Origin of the sequence: Dehalobacter sp. 12DCB1 (assembly GCF_004343605.1) — a bacterium.
GTDB lineage: Bacteria > Bacillota > Desulfitobacteriia > Desulfitobacteriales > Syntrophobotulaceae > Dehalobacter.
Window position 1 is genome coordinate 225,871 of the sequence record NZ_POSF01000002.1, and the last position, 21,814, is coordinate 247,684.

General features: G+C 43.7%; 20 protein-coding genes and 1 other RNA gene. 14 read left to right on the plus strand and 7 right to left on the minus strand.

Annotation, left to right across the window (positions count from 1 at the left end):
* The first annotated feature begins 4 nt into the window (after positions 1-4).
* From C1I38_RS01710 to C1I38_RS01755, 10 genes are all read left to right on the plus strand, one after another.
* Positions 5-1,459, plus strand: a complete 1,455-nt coding sequence (locus C1I38_RS01710) for a TrkH family potassium uptake protein (protein ID WP_119775587.1) — start codon at positions 5-7, stop codon at positions 1,457-1,459.
* Between the two features lie 225 nt (positions 1,460-1,684).
* Positions 1,685-2,878 carry a phosphoglycerate kinase gene (locus tag C1I38_RS01715; protein ID WP_119775589.1) on the plus strand — a complete coding sequence of 398 codons (1,194 nt, stop codon included), beginning with the start codon at positions 1,685-1,687 and terminating at the stop codon, positions 2,876-2,878.
* Between the two features lie 132 nt (positions 2,879-3,010).
* A complete protein-coding gene (gene tpiA, locus C1I38_RS01720) occupies positions 3,011-3,775 on the plus strand; it encodes a triose-phosphate isomerase (RefSeq protein WP_119775591.1) in 765 nt (254 codons plus the stop codon).
* Positions 3,776-3,780: 5 nt separating this feature from the next.
* Positions 3,781-5,337: a 2,3-bisphosphoglycerate-independent phosphoglycerate mutase gene (gpmI, locus tag C1I38_RS01725; protein WP_119775592.1), complete on the plus strand. Its 1,557-nt coding sequence runs from the start codon at positions 3,781-3,783 to the stop codon at positions 5,335-5,337.
* Between the two features lie 119 nt (positions 5,338-5,456).
* On the plus strand, positions 5,457-6,731 hold the full coding sequence (gene eno, locus C1I38_RS01730; protein WP_119775594.1) for a phosphopyruvate hydratase: 1,275 nt from the start codon (positions 5,457-5,459) through the stop codon (positions 6,729-6,731).
* A gap of 218 nt (positions 6,732-6,949) precedes the next feature.
* On the plus strand, positions 6,950-7,180 hold the full coding sequence (gene secG / locus C1I38_RS01735) for a preprotein translocase subunit SecG (RefSeq protein ID WP_119775596.1): 231 nt from the start codon (positions 6,950-6,952) through the stop codon (positions 7,178-7,180).
* 133 nt (positions 7,181-7,313) lie between these two features.
* Positions 7,314-9,323 carry a sodium-translocating pyrophosphatase gene (locus tag C1I38_RS01740; RefSeq protein ID WP_119775598.1) on the plus strand — a complete coding sequence of 670 codons (2,010 nt, stop codon included), beginning with the start codon at positions 7,314-7,316 and terminating at the stop codon, positions 9,321-9,323.
* Between the two features lie 224 nt (positions 9,324-9,547).
* Positions 9,548-10,312, plus strand: coding sequence for an alpha/beta fold hydrolase (locus C1I38_RS01745; protein ID WP_119775599.1), 765 nt, complete (start codon positions 9,548-9,550; stop codon positions 10,310-10,312).
* Between the two features lie 108 nt (positions 10,313-10,420).
* The gene (smpB, locus tag C1I38_RS01750; protein WP_119775601.1) at positions 10,421-10,885 is read left to right on the plus strand and encodes an SsrA-binding protein SmpB; all 465 of its coding nucleotides are present in this window, start codon (positions 10,421-10,423) and stop codon (positions 10,883-10,885) included.
* Positions 10,886-10,907: 22 nt separating this feature from the next.
* On the plus strand, positions 10,908-11,897 hold the full coding sequence (locus tag C1I38_RS01755) for a DUF4003 domain-containing protein (protein ID WP_119775602.1): 990 nt from the start codon (positions 10,908-10,910) through the stop codon (positions 11,895-11,897).
* A gap of 93 nt (positions 11,898-11,990) precedes the next feature.
* On the opposite strand, the gene C1I38_RS01760 is transcribed toward C1I38_RS01755, so the two are convergent.
* On the minus strand, positions 11,991-12,572 hold the full coding sequence (locus C1I38_RS01760; RefSeq protein WP_243103697.1) for a PIG-L family deacetylase: 582 nt from the start codon (positions 12,570-12,572) through the stop codon (positions 11,991-11,993).
* Positions 12,573-13,020: 448 nt separating this feature from the next.
* On the opposite strand from C1I38_RS01760, the gene ssrA reads away from it, so the two are divergent.
* Positions 13,021-13,373, plus strand: a transfer-messenger RNA (tmRNA) gene (gene ssrA, locus C1I38_RS01765).
* 393 nt (positions 13,374-13,766) lie between these two features.
* A complete protein-coding gene (locus C1I38_RS01770) occupies positions 13,767-15,449 on the plus strand; it encodes a PocR ligand-binding domain-containing protein (protein ID WP_119775604.1) in 1,683 nt (560 codons plus the stop codon).
* 364 nt (positions 15,450-15,813) lie between these two features.
* Here C1I38_RS01770 and C1I38_RS01775 read toward each other — a convergent pair whose 3' ends face one another.
* The 4 genes from C1I38_RS01775 to C1I38_RS14185 all read right to left on the minus strand — a co-directional run bounded on the left by C1I38_RS01775 (position 15,814) and on the right by C1I38_RS14185 (position 16,910).
* On the minus strand, positions 15,814-16,026 hold the full coding sequence (locus C1I38_RS01775; protein WP_119775606.1) for a hypothetical protein: 213 nt from the start codon (positions 16,024-16,026) through the stop codon (positions 15,814-15,816).
* A gap of 302 nt (positions 16,027-16,328) precedes the next feature.
* Positions 16,329-16,496, minus strand: coding sequence for a hypothetical protein (locus C1I38_RS14320; protein WP_348980873.1), 168 nt, complete (start codon positions 16,494-16,496; stop codon positions 16,329-16,331).
* Positions 16,493-16,645 (minus strand): hypothetical protein, encoded by a 153-nt coding sequence (locus tag C1I38_RS14325; protein WP_282432336.1) that lies wholly within the window; start codon positions 16,643-16,645, stop codon positions 16,493-16,495. Before C1I38_RS14325 ends, C1I38_RS14320 begins: the two co-directional genes overlap by 4 nt.
* The gene (locus C1I38_RS14185) at positions 16,629-16,910 is read right to left on the minus strand and encodes a 3-hydroxyacyl-CoA dehydrogenase NAD-binding domain-containing protein (RefSeq protein WP_243109274.1); all 282 of its coding nucleotides are present in this window, start codon (positions 16,908-16,910) and stop codon (positions 16,629-16,631) included. Before C1I38_RS14185 ends, C1I38_RS14325 begins: the two co-directional genes overlap by 17 nt.
* 54 nt (positions 16,911-16,964) lie before the next feature.
* On the opposite strand from C1I38_RS14185, the gene C1I38_RS01785 reads away from it, so the two are divergent.
* Together C1I38_RS01785 and galU are read left to right on the plus strand one after the other, a co-directional pair.
* Complete coding sequence (locus C1I38_RS01785) at positions 16,965-19,655, plus strand: CotS family spore coat protein (protein ID WP_119775608.1); 2,691 nt, start codon at positions 16,965-16,967, stop codon at positions 19,653-19,655.
* Positions 19,656-19,813: 158 nt separating this feature from the next.
* The gene (gene galU / locus C1I38_RS01790) at positions 19,814-20,692 is read left to right on the plus strand and encodes a UTP--glucose-1-phosphate uridylyltransferase GalU (protein ID WP_026156416.1); all 879 of its coding nucleotides are present in this window, start codon (positions 19,814-19,816) and stop codon (positions 20,690-20,692) included.
* A gap of 177 nt (positions 20,693-20,869) precedes the next feature.
* Here the strand turns inward: galU and C1I38_RS01795 are convergent, their stop codons facing one another.
* The gene (locus tag C1I38_RS01795; protein ID WP_020492070.1) at positions 20,870-21,238 is read right to left on the minus strand and encodes a spore coat protein; all 369 of its coding nucleotides are present in this window, start codon (positions 21,236-21,238) and stop codon (positions 20,870-20,872) included.
* Positions 21,235-21,450, minus strand: coding sequence for a hypothetical protein (locus C1I38_RS01800; RefSeq protein WP_119775610.1), 216 nt, complete (start codon positions 21,448-21,450; stop codon positions 21,235-21,237). Before C1I38_RS01800 ends, C1I38_RS01795 begins: the two co-directional genes overlap by 4 nt.
* Between the last annotated feature and the right edge of the window lie 364 nt (positions 21,451-21,814).

A 21,814-nucleotide genomic window follows, 5' to 3' on the forward strand; every position in this document is an offset into this window, starting at 1 on the left:
GATCATGAATTTTACGCTGCTGGAAAATATCTTGGGAAGGTTCTTGATTGCCTACAGTTTTGCCATGGTTGTTCCGATTGCTGTCGCCCTGTTCTTTCAGGAGGAGGTCGGCTGGGCTTTTCTGATTTCTTTTTGCATTACCATCATTGTCGGAACAGTTATGCGCCTGCATGGAAAAGTTGAAGGCAAAATCAGCGTGCGGGAAGGCTTTGCAGTTGTCGGGGGAGCCTGGATTTTTGCATCGCTGTTTGGGGCGCTGCCTTTTATTATTTCCGGCGTCGTTCCGACCTATATTGATGCGTTATTTGAAGTGGTTTCCGGCCTGACAACGACGGGATCAAGCGTATTGAGTAATCTGGAGGTTCTGCCCAGGAGCATTCTTTTCTGGCGCAGCCTGACCCACTGGATGGGCGGGATGGGGATCATCGTGATGTTTATTGTACTCCTCCCGAACCTTGGCATTGGGGCAGTCCACATTTTTAACTCCGAAGTCCCTGGACCGATTTCCGAGAAGATTGTTCCGAGAATCAAAGATACCGCGCTGATTCTCTGGGGGATCTATGCAGGGCTTACAGTGGCGACGATTGTGCTGCTGTTGTTCGCGGGGATGTCCCTTTTTGATGCGGTGAACCATGCTTTCGCCACTATGGCGACAGGCGGCTTCTCCACACGCTCGGCAAGTATTGCTGCCTACAATTCTTTCCCTATTGAGCTTGTTCTGACCATTTTTATGTTTATCGCAGGTTCAAACTTCAGTCTTTTCGTCCATGCTTGGCGGAAACGTTCTTTGCGTCCGCTCAAAGATACGGAATTAAAATATTATTTTTTAATAGTTGCTGTGTCTACGCTCATTATCGCCGGTTCACTTGTCATCCAGCAAGGCTGGGGATCACTTGCGGCTCTGAGACATTCTGTCTTTCAAGTGGTGGCGCTGATGACGACTACCGGATTTGCATCTACTGATTTTGACCAGTGGTCGGGGCTGGCGAAATTGATTTTATTTTTTTTAATGTTCATCGGTGCGAGTGCCGGATCCACTGCGGGCGGTTTAAAAGTGTCCAGAGTGATCCTATTGGTCAAAATGGGCCTGGCTCAGCTCAGACAAGCGATTCATCCGCGCCTGGTAGTCAATATTGTTGTTCAGGATAAAGTGATTGACACGGCAGTGCTGAGTAATGTGGGGCGGTTTTTCTTTGTTTACTTTCTGACGTTTGCTATCGGGTCTATTCTTCTGGCCGGTACAGGGCTGGAGCCTTTTGATGCGATGTCGGCAGTTATTGCGAATCTCAGCAATGTTGGACCAGGGTTTGGCGTCGTCGGACCGATGTTTACCTATGCACCGATTGAACCTTTCGGGAAAATTGTTTTGACAGTGTGTATGCTGCTGGGCAGGCTGGAACTCTTTACCCTATTGGTTTTTCTGACACCGGAGTTTTGGAAATCGAAAAAAAGCTGGTAAGCTTAATCTCGAAAACTGGCTACGGCCGGTTTTTTTGATGAAAAAAACATGCGCAAACAAACAAAAACATGTTAAAATAAAACATAAAAACAAAAAAAATATGTTCATTTGAACAGAAGGAATCCGAAAAATAATATTCTGAGCATACGACCGAATAAGAAAATAAGGGAAAAGGGAAACTAAACCTGTTCCTCAAACATATGAGAAAAAGAGGGAGATATAACGATGAATAAAATCGGAATCGATGAAATAGACGTAAAGGGAAAGCGCGTTTTCGTACGCGTGGATTTTAATGTTCCGATGGACGATCAGCAAAATATTACGGATGATACCAGAATCAGGGCTGCACTTCCGACGATCCGTTATCTGAAAGAAAACGGTGCTAAAGTCATTTTAGCTTCTCACTTCGGAAGACCTAAAGGCAAAGTGAACCCCAAATATTCACTGGCACCTGCGGCAGCCCATTTAAGCATCCTGCTGGGCACTGAAGTGAAGCTCGCTCCTGATTGCATCGGGCCCGAGGTTGCAGCACTGGTTGAACGTATGGAAGTTGGGCAGGTTTTGCTTCTGGAAAATGTCAGATTTCATGAGGAAGAGGAAAAGAATGATCCTGATTTTGCACGCAGCCTGGCTGGCTTAGCCGATATCTACGTGAATGACGCGTTTGGAGCGGCGCACCGGGCGCATGCCTCAACGGAAGGGATAGCCCAATATATACCTGCTTATGCCGGATTCTTGATGAAAAAAGAAGTCGACATCCTTGGCCAGGTGCTCGGTCAGCCGACCAGACCATTTGCTGCGATTATTGGCGGAGCAAAGGTCAGTGATAAAATTGGTGTCATAGAAAATCTACTGAAAAAGGTGGATGTTCTGATCATCGGAGGCGGGATGGCCAATACGTTCCTGAAGGCCCGGGGCCTGGAAGTCGGGAAATCACTGATTGAAGAGGACAAGGTGGAACTGGCCGCCGAACTTCTCCGGCAGGCCGAAAGTACCGGCGTAAAACTGATGCTTCCGCTGGATGTAGTCGTTACGCTGGAGTTCAAAGCAGACGCCCCGTTCAGAGTTGCAGAGGTCTCCAATATTCTTCCGGAAGAAATGGCTTTGGATATTGGCCCGGCAAGTACTGAATTATTTGCAGAGGCGATTTTGCCTGCGAAGACTGTCATATGGAACGGCCCGATGGGCGTATTTGAAATGGAAAACTTTGCGCGGGGCACGGAACAAATCGCACTGGCGCTGGCTAGATGCCAGGGAACAACGATTGTCGGAGGTGGGGACTCTGTTGCTGCTGTGGAAAAAGTAGGTGTGGCAGAAAAACTGACGCATATTTCTACCGGAGGGGGCGCTTCGCTCGAATTCCTGGAAGGAAAGATTCTGCCGGGTGTAGCAGTACTAAAAGAAAAAACTGAAAACTGAAATTGACTCAATTTCTGGTGTTAGTGGAATTCAAAGAATCAGTCTGCGAGATATGAATATCACAAAATGAGATATAAAAATATCAGGCATAGGAATATATTACAGATAAAAAAGCTATGGGAGGGGTCTCTGATGACAAGAAAGCCTATCATTGCAGGTAATTGGAAGATGTATAAGACGGTACAGGAAGCCAAAGATTTTGCCGCGGGACTGTTGGAAAGTTTGGAGAAACTGGAAAATGGAACAAACGCGGAAATGGTAATTTGTGCACCGTTTACTGCGCTGGCTGCCTTAAAGGATGAACTTGAAGAGAGTATCATCCATATTGGCGCCCAAAATATGTATTATGAGACACAAGGCGCGTATACCGGGGAGATATCGCCGCTTATGCTGACAGAGCTAGCCTGTACCTATGTGATTATCGGCCACTCGGAACGCAGGGAATATTTTAAAGAAGATGACGCGCTTATAGCAAAAAAAGTCAAGACCGCACTGGACTTTGGACTGACGCCAATTCTGTGTGTGGGTGAGAACCTGGCTTTGAGAGAAGCAGGTCAGGCCCTAGTCTTTGTACAAGGGCAGGTTGAGAATGCCCTCAGGGAGTTGAGTCCCGAAGAAATCAGAAAGATTGTTGTTGCATATGAACCCATTTGGGCTATCGGAACAGGCAGGACAGCATCTCCGCAGGATGCCCAGGAAATGTGTGCCACAATCCGTGCCACCCTGGCGAGGCTCGCCGCTGAAGCCGCTCAGGAAATACGAATTTTATACGGTGGAAGTGTCAAGGCTTCCAATATCGCCGAACTGATGGATCAGCCGGATATTGATGGCGCGCTGGTCGGTGGAGCAAGTCTGGACTTCCTTGGATTTACTGAACTGATTGGCAGCGTGAGGTGATTTTGATGTCCGAGGCAACAGGGAGGCCGCTCCTGCTGATGATCCTGGACGGTTGGGGCTGCAGCAAAGAAAAGAACGGAAATGCAACGTTACTGGCGAAAATTCCGAATTTTTCCCGTTTGCAGGACAGTTATCCGCATACGCTGCTGAATGCTTCGGGCACTGCTGTGGGATTGCCGGAAGGACAAATGGGCAATTCGGAGGTCGGCCACTTAAACATTGGCGCCGGCCGGGTTGTCTATCAGGAACTGACACGGATCTCCAAGGCAATTAACGAAGGGGACCTGGGCAAGAATGAAGTACTGCACGAAGCGATGACCCGAGCGAGGGATTCCGGAAAAACTTTTCATTTACTGGGACTGCTTTCGGACGGAGGCGTCCATTCCCATATCCGTCATTTGTTTGCGCTGCTGGACATGGCGGTGGAGATCGGTGTAGAGAAGATTTATGTTCATCCGGTTCTTGACGGCAGAGATGTCCTTCCCCAAAGCGCTAAGGAATTTATCCGGCAGCTGGAAAATAAATTAAAACAGCTTGGCAGAGGGAAAATCGCTACCGTCAGCGGGCGGTATTATGTAATGGACAGGGATAAGCGCTGGGACAGAGTCGAGAAAGCATATAAAGCACTTGTAGCCGGAGAGGGCCCAATGGCCTGTAATGCGCTGGCGGCTGTAGAAAAAGCTTATGACAAAAAGATTGTCGACGAGTTTGTTGACCCAACCGTAATTACGGATGAATCGGGCCGTCCGGCGGCGGTAATCGAAGACGGCGACAGTGTGCTTTTCTTTAATTTTCGGGCAGACCGGGCCAGAGAAATTACCCGGGCCTTTATTGAAGAAAACTTTGAAGGTTTTAGACGGACGAAACACCCCCGGGTGCATTATGTCTGCCTTACCGAGTACGATGCCAACTTTGACTGTCCGGTGGCTTTTCCACCGCAAAACCTTGAAAATACGCTCGGCGAGGTTCTGGCAGAGAAAGGCCTAAGGCAGCTTCGCATCGCTGAAACAGAAAAATATGCTCATGTAACATTCTTTTTTAATGGCGGAATAGAGGAGCCTGACGAAGGAGAAGACCGCTGTTTGATCCCGTCACCGGGAGTACCTACCTACAACCTGCAGCCGGAAATGAGCGCCTACGGGATCACCGAGACCTTGCTTGCCAAACTGCAGGAAGACCCATATGATGTAATCATCCTGAATTTTGCCAACGCCGATATGGTTGGACATACCGGTTACCTTGAAGCGGCGGTCAAGGCCCTGGAGGCTGTCGATGTTTGTATCGGGAAGATTGTTAATGCGGTTCAGGCCAGAGGAGGGACCGTATTGATCACTTCAGACCATGGAAATGCTGAGTGCATGATTGATCAGGAAACAAATTCGCCGTTGACGGCGCATACCACCAATAAGGTACCGTTCATTCTGGTGAATGATGCATCTAAAGACCGTCTTCTCCGGGAAGGAGGAAGTCTCTGCGATATTGCGCCCACGATGCTGGAACTGCTAAATATTGAAGCTCCAGCCGAAATGACCGGCAAATCACTGCTTCGGCAGAAACAGTAAAAAGACCATAGCGAATGTTATAGCCGTTTAAGGCGAATGCCTTTATATAACCATAACCATAAATATCAAACAAACGTATACGCTGATAACGTATACCCAATAATGAAGGAGTGACGATGATGAGTTTTATTGACCAGGTAATTGCGCGGGAAATTCTTGATTCCAGGGGTTTTCCGACGGTTGAAGTAGATGTTGTGCTGGAAGACGGCACGATGGGGCGGGCTGCTGTACCATCCGGTGCTTCCACTGGGGCTTTTGAGGCCCTGGAACTGCGCGACGGGGACAAGACCCGTTATCAGGGCAAAGGTGTTCTTCAGGCGGTCGAAAACGTCAATGACGTAATCGATCCGGAAATAGAAGGACTCAATGTCTTTGATCAGCCTGGGCTTGACCGGACCCTTCAGGAAATCGACGGAACGGAAACCAAGAGCAAGCTTGGGGCCAATGCCATTTTGGGCGTATCACTGGCTGCAGCCAGAGCGGCTTCCCTTTATCTCGGACTGCCATTTTACCAGTATATCGGCGGCATTAATGCCAAGGAGCTTCCCGTACCGATGATGAATATCCTGAACGGCGGCAAACATGCCGACAATAATGTGGATATTCAGGAATTTATGATCATGCCGGTCGGAGCGGCCAGCTTTGCCGAAGCGATGAGGATGGGCTCGGAGATTTACCATACCCTGAAAAGCGTCTTAAAGGGTAAAGGTCTGGTAACTGCTATCGGGGATGAAGGCGGTTTTGCGCCGAACCTTGCTTCCAATGCCGAAGCTTTGGAAGTCATTGTCGATGCCATTCAAAAGGCTGGCTACAAACCAGGTGAAGAAGTAATGTTAGCCATTGATGCTGCGGCTACCGAAATGTATAAAGACGGCCTTTATGTTCTCGAAGGTGAAGGGTTGACGAAAACCGCAGACGAAATGATTGCCTATTATGAAGACTTATGCAGCAGATTCCCGATTGTCTCGATTGAAGACGGCTTGTCGGAGGAAGACTGGGAAGGCTGGGCCAAACTTACCGAACGGCTCGGCAACAGAATCCAGCTTGTTGGGGACGACCTGTTTGTAACGAATCCAACACGGCTTAGCCGCGGGATTCAGGAGAAGTGCGGGAATTCCATCTTAATCAAGCTGAATCAGATCGGCACCCTGACCGAGACCCTCGATACGATTGAGATGGCGAAAAGAGCCGGCTATACCACGGTTATCTCCCACCGTTCCGGAGAAACAGAAGATGTCTCTTTGGCCCACATTGCCGTGGCTGTCAATGCCGGGCAGCTGAAGACAGGCGCGCCGGCCCGGACGGACCGTTTGGTCAAATACAATGAACTTCTCCGGATTGAGGAAGAACTCGGATTAACTGCTATTTACAAAGGCAAAGCAGTGCTGAAATAATCTGTCCTGGCCCATCCGCAGACGGCGATGGGCCTTTTGTCCGCAATAACCGGCCATTCGGACCGTATTCTCTTGCGTCAACACAGGGGCTGTGCTAAAATAGCAATACTGACCATAATCAGACAAACATGCTATTTTATGCCGACTAGGGAAACATATGCTGTAAATCGTTAAAGCCGGGTAAAATAACGGTTTAAACCTTTGAGGGAGGTGAAAATATGACAATAGCAATCGTTGTAATTTTAATCATCAGTTCTCTCGGGTTAATCGCCACAGTTCTGCTGCAGCCAGGAAAAAGCGCTGGTCTATCCGGTTCGATTACCGGAGCGGGTGAGCAATTTTTTGGTAAGGCTGCCAAGGGTAAAGAAGGCTTATTTGCCAAACTTGGTGTTGTATTTGCCGTTTTGTTCCTTGTAAGTTCGCTGGGGCTGACCGTATTTTTGAAATAAGATAACAGCAGGATCCCTCCCGTACCCTGCGGATTTATCCGTAATTGTACGGATTTTTCGGTATAGAATAAGGTCAACACACCAGGCTGCGTGGAACATACTTCGTGTGGTTATTTATTAGGAGGTAGTAGGAATGGATTTCTCACAGATGCCCTTATTGGGCGTAGGAGCAGGAATTATCGGGCTGCTCATGGCATTGTTTTTTGCAAAAAATGTACTTAAGGAAAGCGCCGGAAATGACAAAATGAAAGAAATTTCCAAAGCGATTCAAGTCGGCGCGATGGCTTATCTCAATCGTCAATACAAAACACTTATCCCGATTGTTGTCATCATTTTTATTGCTTTATTTGCGTTAAAAGGTAACGCTGCCGCACCATTGTCCTTTCTAGTTGGTGCAGTAGCTTCAGGTGTTGCAGGTTATGTCGGCATGGGGATTACAACCAGAGCTAATGCCCGTACAACAGAAGCTGCCCGTACCAGTTTGAACAAAGCGCTCGGCGTGTCATTCAGGGCAGGCGCAGTTATGGGATTTTCTGTGGCTGGTCTGGGTCTGTTAGGTGTTGCCGGACTATTCATGATCTTCGGTGATGCGGAGACTATCAACTCATTCGCATTTGGTGCAAGCGCAATTGCACTGTTCGCCCGTGTTGGTGGCGGTATTTTTACCAAAGCAGCTGACGTTGGAGCGGACCTCGTAGGTAAGGTCGAAGCCGGAATTCCTGAAGATGATCCGCGCAACCCGGCGGTTATTGCTGATAACGTTGGTGACAACGTCGGCGATACAGCAGGTATGGGTGCCGACTTGTTTGAATCTTATGCTGCAACCGCCATTTCCGGCATGCTGATCGGTTTCTCGGTCTTCGGCGGTCACGGCATGGGGGAGTCTATCTTCCTGGTTATCGGTGCGATCGGTATTCTAGCCTCGATTATTGCCAGCTTCTTTGTGCGCACAGGAGAAAAGGCCAATCCACAGATGGCTCTGAACATGGGCCTTTGGGGAACCAATGTGATTACAGCTATCGCTTCTTTTGCCGCAGTCCATCTGCTGATGCCGGCAACTTTTGTCACAGAATCGGGACTCGTACTCACACCGAATAGAATATTCTTAGCCATTATCTGCGGTCTTGCAGTAAATATTATCATTGGTCTGATCACGGAGTACTACACATCCAATGAAAAGAAACCGGCTCAGTCGATTGCCAAGGCCTCCGAAACCGGAGCAGCAACGAACATCATCACGGGTCTGGCTGTCGGCTTAAAAAGTACGGCTCTACCGGTCATTACGATTTGTGCTGCGATCCTGGTGGCTTATCAGGTTGCAGGGATATATGGCATTGCGATGGCCGCAATGGCGATGCTTTCCACAGCGGGAATCATCGTTGCGATTGACTCTTTCGGACCGGTGGCTGACAATGCCGGCGGTATTGCCGAAATGGCAGAACTCGATCCGAGTGTGCGTAAAACGACAGATAAACTTGACGCTGTAGGAAATACCACGGCTGCCGTAGCCAAAGGCTTCGCGATTGGATCAGCTGCAATTACCGCGCTGGCTTTGTTCAACGCCTTTGCTGAACTCGCAAACCTTCAGGCGATTGACATTCTTGTGCCGACGACGATTATCGGTCTATTTATTGGTGCTGCGCTGCCATTTTTGTTTTCCGCTTTTGCGATGCAGGCGGTCGGCAGAGCTGCGTTTGACATGATTGCTGAAGTCCGCCGTCAATTCAGAGAAATCCCCGGACTGATGGAAGGCAAAGCGAAACCTGATTATGCAGCCTGTGTTGATATTTCGACCAAAGCGGCAATCAGACAAATGATCGCTCCTGGTTTACTGGCCGTATGTACGCCGGTACTTGTCGGATTTATTTTAGGCAAGAGTGCCATGGGCGGAATGCTCGCAGGCGGTACATTTGCCGGCTTCCTGATGGCCGTATTCATGGCCAACGCCGGTGGTGCCTGGGACAATGCCAAGAAATATATTGAATCCGGACATCATGGCGGCAAGGGGACTCCTGCTCACGCTGCTGCTGTTATTGGGGACACCGTTGGCGACCCGTTCAAAGATACTGCCGGTCCTTCCCTGAATGCTTTGATTAAAGTTATGGGAACGATTTCCCTGATCATCGCTCCTTTCCTTCACTAAGAGGTTAGGTCCGTCCAAACAATTGTTTTCAAGTGAAATATATGGAGATGCCTTTAAAGCATCTCCATTTCCATTTTGTATGAAATTTTATTTATTCTTTAAGACTAACATCGAAGCTTAATTTACCATCATAAAATCAAAGACATTGCATTCAGCAAAAAAATCTGTTTAAATAAACCGATAAGGACATTATTGCCTGATATTGGCAAGTGGAAGGTAGAAGCATGTTTACACGAGAAGAGCTGGTTAAACCTTTTTACTTTTTAGGCGGGAGGACGGGGGTCCTGCTGATTCACGGCTTTACGGCCTGCCCAATTGATATGAAGCCACTTGGCGAAAGATTTAAGGATTGGGGATATACAGTCCAGGCCCCGCTTCTGCCCGGTCATGGAACTTCAGAAGAAGAATTGAAGAAGACATCCTGGCAGGATTGGGAGCAAGTTGTTGCCGAAGCAGCTGAGCAATTAAAGAAAACGTGTGAGAAAGTCCTTGCCGTCGGACATTCCATGGGCGGACTGTTGGCACTATCTCTGGCTGCTCAGGGCAGAATCGACGGTGTAGTCTCCATCAATGCCCCGATTATTTATGTTGATGAAAAGCTGCATCAGGCCGAAAGCTTGATCGGGAAAATAGAATATGTTGGTAAGCCGCATAAAAACAATGAGATCAACCTGAACAGCGAGGGACTTCCACACTTTTCCTATATTCAGGTACCGGTGATAACATTTGCTTCCCTGAACCAAGCTATTGAACGAATGAAAGGAAAATTACCCCAAGTCAGCTGTCCGACGCTTATGGTCCAGAGTATAGCTGACCGGACAGTCCATCCGTCCAGCGGTGAATTTATTCAGAAAAGCATCGGAGATCGTTATTGCGATGCAGTTTACTGGAAAGATGAGGATCACTATCTGCCGTTGAGCGCAGCGCGGGACGAATTGGCCAAAAAAATACGGGAATTCATCGAAAGACGTCAGCTGCTGGTCCCATAGGTCGGTTTATTGATTTTTTCTCAAAATAATCTCAAGGAAATACCCATTGCCTGAGCGGTCAACAACGGGTAATATTATTAATAGATAAAGCAGCGAGGTGGAAATAGATTGGCTGAGGGAATTAAGGTCATCGCTGAAAACAGAAAAGCCAGGCACGATTTCTTTGTCGAGGATAGTTATGAAGCCGGGATCATCTTAACGGGGACCGAGATAAAGTCAATCCGGGCCGGCCGTGTGAATCTCAAAGACAGTTACGCTGAGATTATCAAGGGTGAGGTCTGGCTGAATCAGATGCATATCAGCCCGTATGAACAAGGGAACAGGTTCAACCATGATCCGCTGCGGAAGAGAAAACTGCTGCTTAATCGCACCGAGATTATTAAGATGGGGGATAGGGTTAAACTACAGGGAATGACCCTTGTCCCGTTAAAGATCTATCTCAAGCACGGCATGGCCAAAATTGAACTTGGGCTATGCAAAGGCAAAAAAACTTATGACAAGCGGGATGATCTGGCCGAGCGGGATGCCAAAAGGCAAATGGAACGGGATTTAAGAGAAAGAAACAAGGGTTAGTTCGGGGAAAGGGGACGGGGAAATGGACAGCAATCTCCGAAAAAAAGCTGAAAATCTGATTAACATCTATCAGCAGGTTGCCAAAGATTTTCGCTGGAAAAATTCAAGCAGTATTAATACGCTGATTGCTTTGTCTTATGTAACCAAAGACAAGGCTTATGACAGGAAAGAAATCGAAAGGGTCAATGACTATATCAAAAAGAATTTGGGATTTTTTTCGAGTTTCAGACAAAGATCCATTCTGTATTCAACCTTGCTGCTCGTTAATTCTCCCGATCCGGAAACAAAACTGGATATCCTTCTTGCTTATGATGAAAAACTCAAAGAAAACGGGTTCCGCAGTTACACATACAGGCCTGTGACCGCCTATACATTGCTCTTGAATTGCGAACCGCGAAAAGCCGATATTCGGATTGCCAAAGCCTATGAGATTTTCACCGAAATGAAAAAACATCACCCCTGGCTGACTTCTGGTGATGATTATGCTGTCTCAATCCTGCTTGCAGCTTCGGATAAACCCGTACAGAGTATCACAGCCAAAATGGAAGAGCTGTACAAAGAGCTTCATGAATGTGGTTTTAGCCGTGGAAACGGACTCCAATTCCTGTCGCACATCTTAAGTCTGAGTGATGAGAACAGTAAGGCTAAAGCTACGAGATGCCGCATCCTGTATGATTTCTTCGGTCAAAATAAATTAAAAGTCTACGCCAATAACTATGGAACACTCGGTCTGCTTACCTTGCTTGAAGATAAAAGCCAGAGAGCTGCGCGAGAGGTACTCGGAATAAGTGAAGTTCTCCGAGAAGACCGAAATATCCGCTGGCTAGGCAAGGAGGCTATTTTTCTTACAGCAGCGTCGCTCGTTTCTTGCACGATGTTGGAAAGCCTCAAAAATAACAATGATGTGATCTATACCAATGCTTTTGTGACGATTGAAGCACTTATCGAAGCCCAAAACGCAGCAATGATCGGTGCTGCGTGTGCCGCAACGGCTGCATCCAGCGGCAGCTAGCGCGTATCGATCATCCGCCAGGCAGTTTTGTCTGCTAGGTGGCTATTAAAAGCGGACTCCGCATCTATAAAGACATGATCATAGTGACCGAATTCAGGCTGCGAAAATATGGATTTCGGTATAACAAGCTCCGCAATACAGGCGGTTTTTCTGAAAACTGGTGGTATAGGGTGACCGGTCTGCATGGGTATAGGGACTGGTGTACGAGTCCGGTGAACTCCAGTTGGAAGACCATAGTGAGGCAAGTCCGCCGTCAGGATAACCTAGGAAAATAATATCGCTTTCAGATAGTCCCAATGATGTCAAAGCTTTCACTGATTCCTGCTGGCGCGTATAGCCAAAATGGATATATTCTTTTGGTGTAAGCGTCATTTTTGTATAGTCTAAATGGGCTGCGACCCTATAACCATCACCATTGGTCATAAGGACCACTTTTACTTTACCTCCATTAACCAACGTCTTTTTGATGAGCATACCCGCCCCCAGTGTCTCGTCATCGGGGTGCGGAGCAATGACAAGGACCCTGGAGCTTGCTCCGGGCGTATCGGTATGCTCCGAAGTTGTGTCGACCATATAATTGGCAACCATTTGATCCGATATGATAAATACAAACGCGAATACAAGGATCAGAGTCGAAGCAGCCAGGAAAATTCTTCTTTTCAAAATCTTTTTCATAATATCTCTTCTAAGCCCATCAAAATTTGTATTCAAGATTTTTTGCTCGAGCGATTTTATACAAAATTTATAGTCTTTATAGTTAAATTGTTACCTAATATTATATCTTAAAATAAGATGCTTAAAAATAGCATGAGATAATAAAAATTGAGATGTGACTAAATTAAAATGATTTAAATAAAATTAAGCATTCATTATGTGAGGTGATATTACCCTAGGATAATTTTTGAAATAACACAAAAAGTGCAAGTAAAGCTTAAAAAATAAAAAAATTACAAAATTAATTATTAAGTAGAGGATTAAATTATAAATAAAAATAAAATTCTATAGGCTGAGTAATACTTCTTAAGGAAGATGTTTGTATTTTCTGTAAACATTAAATAAAATTCTCAAGTTAGTACTAGTCAAAATGTAGAGATATGGTATAATGATATTGCTACATTTTCTCGGGGGCGTTTTAGACTCGCTCGGGGGAGCAATGGTAAGAGTTGCGTGTCGAGATCCCGCTTGACCTCGTTAAACAGCGGACAAACAATAACTGACAAAACAAATTACGCTTTAGCAGCTTAAGCTGCTACATCCTGCCTTCTGTGTCTGCGGTGAAGAGTTCAGGGTGTCAAAACAGCAGGCTATCCTGTGAGACCACCGTCTGAGGTCAATCAGGTAAACGAATCAGACTGGCTTCAAAGGAATCCCGCTTTCAGGAGTCCAGCGAAGCGAGAAGTAAAATGAGAGCTACACACGTAGATACTTTTGGTATTGTCTTTCGATACAGGGGTGCAAGTCCCCTCGCCTCCACCAAAATTTGTCCAAAAACCCGCTATTCATACGGGTTTGAGAATTTTCGGAGCAAATTTCTAACGGTTCTTTGACCGTTTTTTTGTTTACAGTTAGAAAAGTACAAAAAAAGGCCATTAAACCCTCATTGCTGCCACCAATTGTTCAATTGTCAGTAAAGATTTATTCCATTGAAACCCCCTGGTATTAGCGGATTCTTAAATATAGACCTCAAAAAAAGTGCTTGTGATGGGTGCTTAATTTTTTTGCGAAAAATTATATTTGTTTTATTATATATTTTTACATGCTTCAATTATTCTTCAATACACGTGTTTCGACAAATTACTCTTTTAGGAAGTGATATTATGTTTTAAAGGGATTTTTGTTATACGGGTATTTTAATTTTGGGGGGTTATTATGAAATATAAATTTACTGAATTGGTTGATATTTCTAAACTTCAAGATCTTATGGAAGGATTTTATTCAGTAACCGGTATTTTATCAGCAGTTCTTGATACTGATGCAAATATCTTAATTGCTGTTGGCTGGCAAGATATCTGTACAAAATTCCATAGAGTAAATAAGCACGCCGAACTCTTATGCAAAAAAAGTGATTTGTATATAAAAAAATATATAGATTCTAATTATGTTAATGATAAATCAAATATCTGTTATAAATGCGATAATGGACTGATTGATGTAGCCTATCCAATCATTATTGACGGGGAACACTTAGCCACAGTATATACAGGACAGTTTTTATTTGAAGAGCCGGATATAGAACAATTTCACAGACAGGCAGAAAAATGTGGTTTTAATGAAGAAGACTATATAAACGCAGTAAAAAAAGTACCAATTTATACAAAAGACAAAGTAGATTCAATTATGAATTATGTCAGGCAATTAGCTGAAATGATGGTACAAATGGGTTTAGCCAAGCTTCAACTTATTGAATCCCAAAAAAAGGCTATGCAAGAAAGTGAAGCTTTAGTAGAGGAACTGAAAAAAATGGATCAAAATAAAAATCAGTTTCTCAGCATGCTTTCCCATGAGCTCAGAAATCCGCTGGCTTCAATCATGATGAGTCTCTCTTTCTTGGACCAAGTGCCTACCTGTGATAAACAAGCTCTAAGGGCTGTGAAAATTGCTAAACGTCAAGGAGAACAGCTTACCCGGCTGGTTGATGATCTACTGGATGTTACCCGTATTACCCAAAACAAGATTGTACTGAAAAAAGAACGCGTTGAACTCAACAGAGTGGTACAACAGGCTGTGGCTGATTACCAGGGGCATTTTTCGGAAAAGGAAGTTGAACTGGAAATCAAATTAACTTCAGACCCAATCTATCTTGAAGCAGACTCAGCACGTCTGACTCAGATAATTGGTAACCTGCTACATAATGCAGCCAAATTTACCCTTAAGGGGGATAAAACCCTCGTAATGGTTGAGAAAAAACAGGAGGCCGTAATCACAGTTCAGGATACGGGCAGGGGCATTCCAACTGCAATCTTACCAAATCTTTTCACGCCTTTTGTCCAGGTCGACAACTCCCTGGATCGTAGCAATGGTGGTTTAGGTCTGGGCCTCGCTATTGTCAAAGGAATGGTGGAGCTACATGGTGGGAATGTGACCGCTCATAGTGAAGGATTAGGCTATGGAACACAATTTACAATTTGTCTGCCGATAAAAGGCATCGATGAGGAACATAAATCAAAGGTTAACAGAGCATCTGCTCATTCACTCAGGATTCTGGTTATAGACGATATTCCAGATATTGTTGAAATTTTATGTTCCCTGCTAAGCTATTTGGGCCATGAAACTATTGCAGCATTAAGCGGATCTGAGGGTATAGACAAAGCAAAAGAGTTTCGGCCTCAAGTGGTGATTTGTGATATTGGATTGCCAGGGAAAAATGGATATGAAGTGGCTAAAAGCTTTTGCTGCGATAAGGAACTTAAGGATACATTCTTAATTGCACTTTCTGGTTACGCCCAACCGAATGATTTGGAACGGGCCAAGGAAGCAGGGTTCAAGAAACATTTAGCAAAGCCGGTGGACTTGAATACTCTTGAACAGACATTAGCTGAAGTAGTTATTTAGTATTCTTATATATATGAGCGCCATGGTACCATTTGACGGTATCGAAGGGGTGCCTCGGCAGGCATAAACGCTTCTATGTCGGGATGTCGTCACGAATAGGTAAAATTACTTTCTTTTTCGTTTGTTATTATCAATACCGAGTTTAGTCTAGTGTTACTGGCAGATATACTAAGGACCGTTGATCCCTCTAATTGGTTTTCGGAGTTTGAATTTGTCAATTCTGCTCACGGAAAAACCTCCGTTACATAAATTCCTATGCATTCGGAGGTTTACACAGTTTTTCAGCACTCTCGTATAATAGTAGAATTCTGTTCCACTTGACTAGTAGTATTGATCATAACTTTGGTTCTTCTTGGTTATCTGCTTATTCGACTTCTTCTGCATCGTCATCTTCGTCGTCATCGTCGATATCGTCATCTTCTTCGTCGAAAGCGAATTTCATTACTTCGCCATTCGTATACGTTACCTTTACTTTTAAAACGTCAATATTGTTGGTTAAGGAATCGATAACCTGTTTTAGAAATTCATCTTTGTGCATGATCTTGCTCCTTTCTTTTTTATATTTTATCAACTTCATCTCCCCCTAAAGAACTGTGCTAGGTGAAAGACGATAGCTTTGATACTATATGATCATTTTACACAATTGGTACAAGATTTGTGTTTATTACTAATAATATAGAATCATTCTAAAGAAGCCAATTGTTTCTTCGAATATCAATGATTTGTTGCCTTAAACCTTCATTCTCGCTTGAACTTCTGACCAATCTCCAGTTAAGTTTGTGAGAATAAAGGGTGTGCTTTCGTTTTGATAGAGCTCTTTCAGGACTTTTAGTGGCCTATCTGTTTTTGTTCCGAAAACTAGTTTATTGGGATGAAAGATCATAGTGCTCTTCCTTCCCGTAAAAACTCCGGATTAGATACAATATCAAATGAATCTTTGTCGGTGCCCATTTCAAGGAATGTTTGGTAAATCCATTCATTGGTTCCAGGGGGAACGGCACTTTTGGTAATGATAATTTTGTAACTATTAATCGTTGCAGCAATCAGATAACCCGTTTAAGAAAACTTAGATTGCAGGTGCCATCGTTTTGGGAAGGAGTACCGACGGCAATTAATATAATTGGATAAACCCTAATACTCTCTACGACATTGTTCGAAAAATAGAGTATATTTTTTTGACTATATTCGGTAATCAAGTCTTCTAAGCCCGGTTCGTATATTGGAACTCATCTTGAGGAGATTATTAATTTTTTCTTGATCTATATCGACATATTGAACTTCATGGCCAAAAACAGCTAAAGCCACTGCTGTTGTGAGGCCTACATAACCTGCACCTACAACGCAAATTCTCATTAATTCCTTCAATCCAATCTCATAGAATATCGGTTTATACATCGTATTCCTATGGAAAATGAATTGTTCCATATTCTGGAAAGGACATGGGGGGTATGCCTGTTTCACTTTTTCAATATCCTGGAATATATTACATTATATACTTGAAAGGGTGCGGGAAATATGAAAGACTATCTGATCCAGCCGTGGGATTCAGAACAAGAAAATACTGGGGTCAACCTTGATATGTGGGTTCCTTCAGAAGTAGATAAATTAGCACAGCAGGTTATGGCCTATTATGACATGGAAATCCACACGAAAACGTTAATTACGTCTAAACCGGATAAAGGCGGGGCCATCTGGAAAATAGAAACCGACAAGGGCCCTCGCAGTTTAAAATTGTTGCATCGCGAGCCAACAAGAAGCCTCTTTAGTGTAGGGGCACAGGATTACATTGTAAAAAACGGGGGAAGAGTTCCGGAATTAATAAAGACCAAAGAAGGAGCACTTTGTGTTGAAAGGGGAGGTAAGTTATGGATTGTCACAGATTGGATTGAATTTCTTACTCCTGCGAGTAAGGACCTTTCCGGTGCTAAGGCTTTATGTTATGGTCTTGGGGAGTTTCATAGGCATACACGTGGGTATACTCCACCTGCTGGCTCTCATAGAGCTTCCCGATTATTTGGATGGACCGCTTATTACAAAAAAATAATTACCAAAATAGGGTGGTTTCGCAATGTAGCCAAAGCAAATAGTGATATTCCGGGCAGTCAAGCACTGCTCTCCGTTATCAATATATTTGAAGGCCAGGCCTTAGATGCTTTGTCCCTCCTTGAGCAGCCATTTTATAAGCAAATACTCGCGATGGGGGAAGAGCACTGGGGACTTGTACACCAAGACTATGGATGGTCTAACGGACAACTTGGTACCGGTGGTCTTTGGGTGATCGATTTAGATGGAGTTGCCTACGACCTGCCAATTCGTGATCTTCGGAAGCTTATCTCAAGTTCGATGGATGATTTAGGAAGGTGGGACGTTCCCTGGATTCAGGGAATGATCAGCGCCTACCATGATGCGAATCCGATCGATAGAGAAACTTACAAGATTTTATTAAATGATTTGGCATTCCCCAATGAGTTCTATAAACACTTAAAAGAGATGCTGTTCAGCCCTATAGATTTTCTAACGAATCATTTAGAAGGACTTATGTCGCATCTCAATTTATTAGAAGAGACAAAGGGATTGGCACTTGCTGAATTAGCATTAGACAAGGAGAATTTCCTAACGGGGCATTATGGGGCAAATGCCGGATTGGAACCAGAAAAGCTTGAGATAATGCCAATGAAAGCATTAAGGGAAAGCAGTACACTCCCAAAGTTGATTAAAAAGACTGAATCCGAGATTCAGCAACAAAAGGATGTGCCCAAAAAATCTTTTGGGAACGAAGATCAATTGAAAGTACTGATGATCTGTACGGAGAAATTGCCGGTTCCGGCTGTACGCGGGGGTGCCATTCAAACCTATATCGATGGTATTTCAGGGTTATTGAGTCAACAGCATTCTTTAACAATCTTAGGAACGACAGACCCAACATTGCCAAATGAGGAATATAAAAATAATATTCGGTATGTAAGAATTGAAAGCGAATACTTCTTCGAAATTTATGCCGCTGGAGTAATCAATTTTCTTAAAAACGAATCCTTTGATCTCATACACGTTTTTAATCGCCCCCGGCTCATTTCCTTAATTCGTGAAGTAGCACCTTACACGCGATTAATTTTAAGCATGCATAATGATATGTTTGATATTAACAAAATTGATCGCCAGACTGCACTCACTGCGATTAGAGAAGTAGAACGGATCATTACAGTAAGTGATTATGTCGGAAAGACTATCTCCAACCTCTTTCCTCAAGCTGCTCCCAAGGTTCGCACGATTTATTCAGGAGTTGACTTAAAAAAATTTATTCCTTGGGAAACATCAAACCGGGCAACTCAGGTTCGTCACAATCTACGCAGCAGCTATCAGCTTGAAGATAAGACAGTCATATTGTTTGTTGGGCGTTTAACCCGCAAAAAGGGTACGGACTTATTAATTCAGGCTATCAACGAGCTTTCAATAAAGGATTCCAATATCGCCTTGGTAATCGTAGGCGGAACATGGTATAGTGTCGACTCTGTTACCGATTATGTGGCCTATGTTCGCGCCTTAGCGGAGAAAGCTAAGTTTCCTGTCGTAACAACAGGGTATGTATCCTCTGATGTTATTCACGAGTGGTTTTGGGCTAGTGATATCTTTGTCTGCCCATCTCAGTGGCAGGAACCGCTTGCCCGGGTCCATTATGAAGCCATGGCTGCCGGCTTACCATTTTTAACGACCGCACGGGGCGGTAATCCGGAAGTTGTGATTGATCAAAATGGTTTACTTGTCGATCAACCTGAGGATTCTCTTGAATTTGCAGAAAAACTTAAAATCCTCCTAACTGATCCGAAACTCAGATGTAAAATGGGGCAAACAGGCAGGCGATTAGCTGAAGAACGTTTCAGTTGGGAACGTGTGGCGCACGAAGTCTCAGAATCATGGAAACAGGAATTGAACTTCGAAACGGATACGAAGAAAGAGATCGATTTTGTAGATTCAGATCAGGTAAAAGGTAAAGGGTTAACTATCAGTGATAACGACTCCCCGAAAAACCATGACCAAATTGGCATAATTTATCAAATTATAGCAACCTGCCCATCTGTCGCCAACATTACCCGTATCAGGATTTACCCTGTCAGAGTAAAAAACAACGGGATTAGCTCCACAGGTCCATCCTTATGGAGAATCATTCGAGACCTAATAATAATCCGATTGATTAGGTTTAGCAAGTAAAAAATGGAGCATTCCGGAAGTTTACAAATGCAGCAGCCTGTTACCAAATTTATTGGAAAATACCTGAAAGAGCTGCTAGGCGTCACCTTTCTCAAAAGGTAAAATATGCCGCTTCAGATTTAACACTTTGTATAAAGAAGTTTTAGGAGGGCCGAAAAATGAGAGTTACAAAAGCTGTTATACCCGCTGCAGGATTAGGAACAAGGTTTTTACCTGTTACCAAAGCTTTACCTAAAGAAATGTTTCCAATCTGCAATAAACCCATAATTCAATATATCATCGAAGAAGCAATCCATTCAGGTATAGAAGACATTGTTATAATTACGGGCAGGGGTAAATGGTCAATTGTCGATTATTATGATCGTTCCCCTGAACTTGAAGCTCACTTGGCTAAGAAAGGTGATTATAAACAACTTGAAAAACTAATACAGCTTTCAAGAATGGCTAATATTTGTTATATAAGGCAGAATGAACCTCTTGGTTTAGGACATGCTATTTACTGCGCAAAGTCATTTATCGGCCAGAATCCGTTTGCTGTCCTTTTGGGAGATGATATTATCAAATCCGACATTCCTGCGATAAAACAGCTTATGGAGGTTGCAGAAGAAACATGCTCTAACGTAATAGGAATTAAGGAAGTTTCTGAAAGGGATGTCAGTAAATATGGAATTATCGACCCTCTTGATAACGACCGTGATATCTACTGCGTTAGAGATCTGTTTGAAAAGCCTTTACTGAAAGATGCTCCTTCCAGACTTGCAATCATGGGCAGATATATCTTAAATTCTTCTATATTTTCCTTTCTTGAAAAGATTCCCAAAGGAGCAGGTGGGGAGTTTCAACTAACTGATGCTCTAAAGATGCAAAGTAAGATTGAAACAATTTATGCTTGCAAGTTAAACGGTATTCGCTACGATGCCGGAGATAAGCTTGGCTTTTTAATCGCGACTATAGAGTATGCACTTGAATCTTCTGAGATTGGTCCGGAGTTTGCCCAGTATTTAGATACACTTTATGAAAGAAGAAAAACTATATAAATTCCCTTTATTTTAAAGGTGTTCATTTTTGCAATATTCATCCCTTATGTTTGGAATGTTTCCTAGCGGTGAGTGCGGGAGTTTTTTAGGCAAGAGCGGAATCCCGGCTAGACCAGTATGGGGAGGGAATAAGATGGCACAAAGAAAAAGCGGCAGAAGGACGCCTTCCATTGGAAATCAATTGTGTGGATAAGGAAGCTGAACCTTATATTTAGTGAACATATCCAAGGCATCATCAATTTGCTGCTGGGTTGCTGTATCAGCCTGGTATTCTCCTAAATTGAAAAGTTGTTCAAAGAAATATCTTTGAGCCTGTTTAGCACTATTGAGGTTACCATTTAGAATTGTATAAAGTTTTTCGCAAAGGATCTCTTTGGACCCGGTAGTATAACCTTCGATAATATACTTCTCGCTTGTCAAAACATCATTCATTCTGTCACGAAGGTTGAAGCTGGGGTCCTTTTCTTTAGGCAGAACAGGGGATTTATCCTTTCCGATTTTCTGAACGCCAAATTGACTTGTAACCATAGAAGTATTATCAATCATTGTACCATTCCCCCTTGTGATGACTGTTGTTGGAGATAAGAAAGAAGATTGGAGTAATTTTGTTGATGGATTTGGCCTGCACTATGAAAAACTCCTTTAAAATTGGGATCTACCTCTTGATTGGCATAGTCGCTGCATTTTTTAGTCATCAGGAGTTCCCAAGAGAGAAAATCCTTGATGTAACCCAGTTCTTTTACAGATAAGTTTGACATGTTCAACCCTCCAAGTAAATATTTCTTTTTGTATTCTTTCTCAGGAGCAGATTAGTTATGTAAAATTTTTAATTTTTAATGACCTTATCTCTAAAGGAAATTTGGCACAGTTTGTGTAATAACTTTATTATTAGCAGTATAGTGTAGAATTAAGATAGTACTAACCATAGCCGTTAGTTATATCATATATTCTTATAAACAAATGGATTATTAAGCCTCAATGATTAAGGGTGGAATAACTGCATGTTTTAATTGAAGGTATCATTGCTTATATATCAGGAATAATAACTATGAATAAACTCAAAGATTGTTTAGTTTCTGCTTGCGAAAAAACCAGTTTAAGGAAAGTCTTAATTTCGAGTAC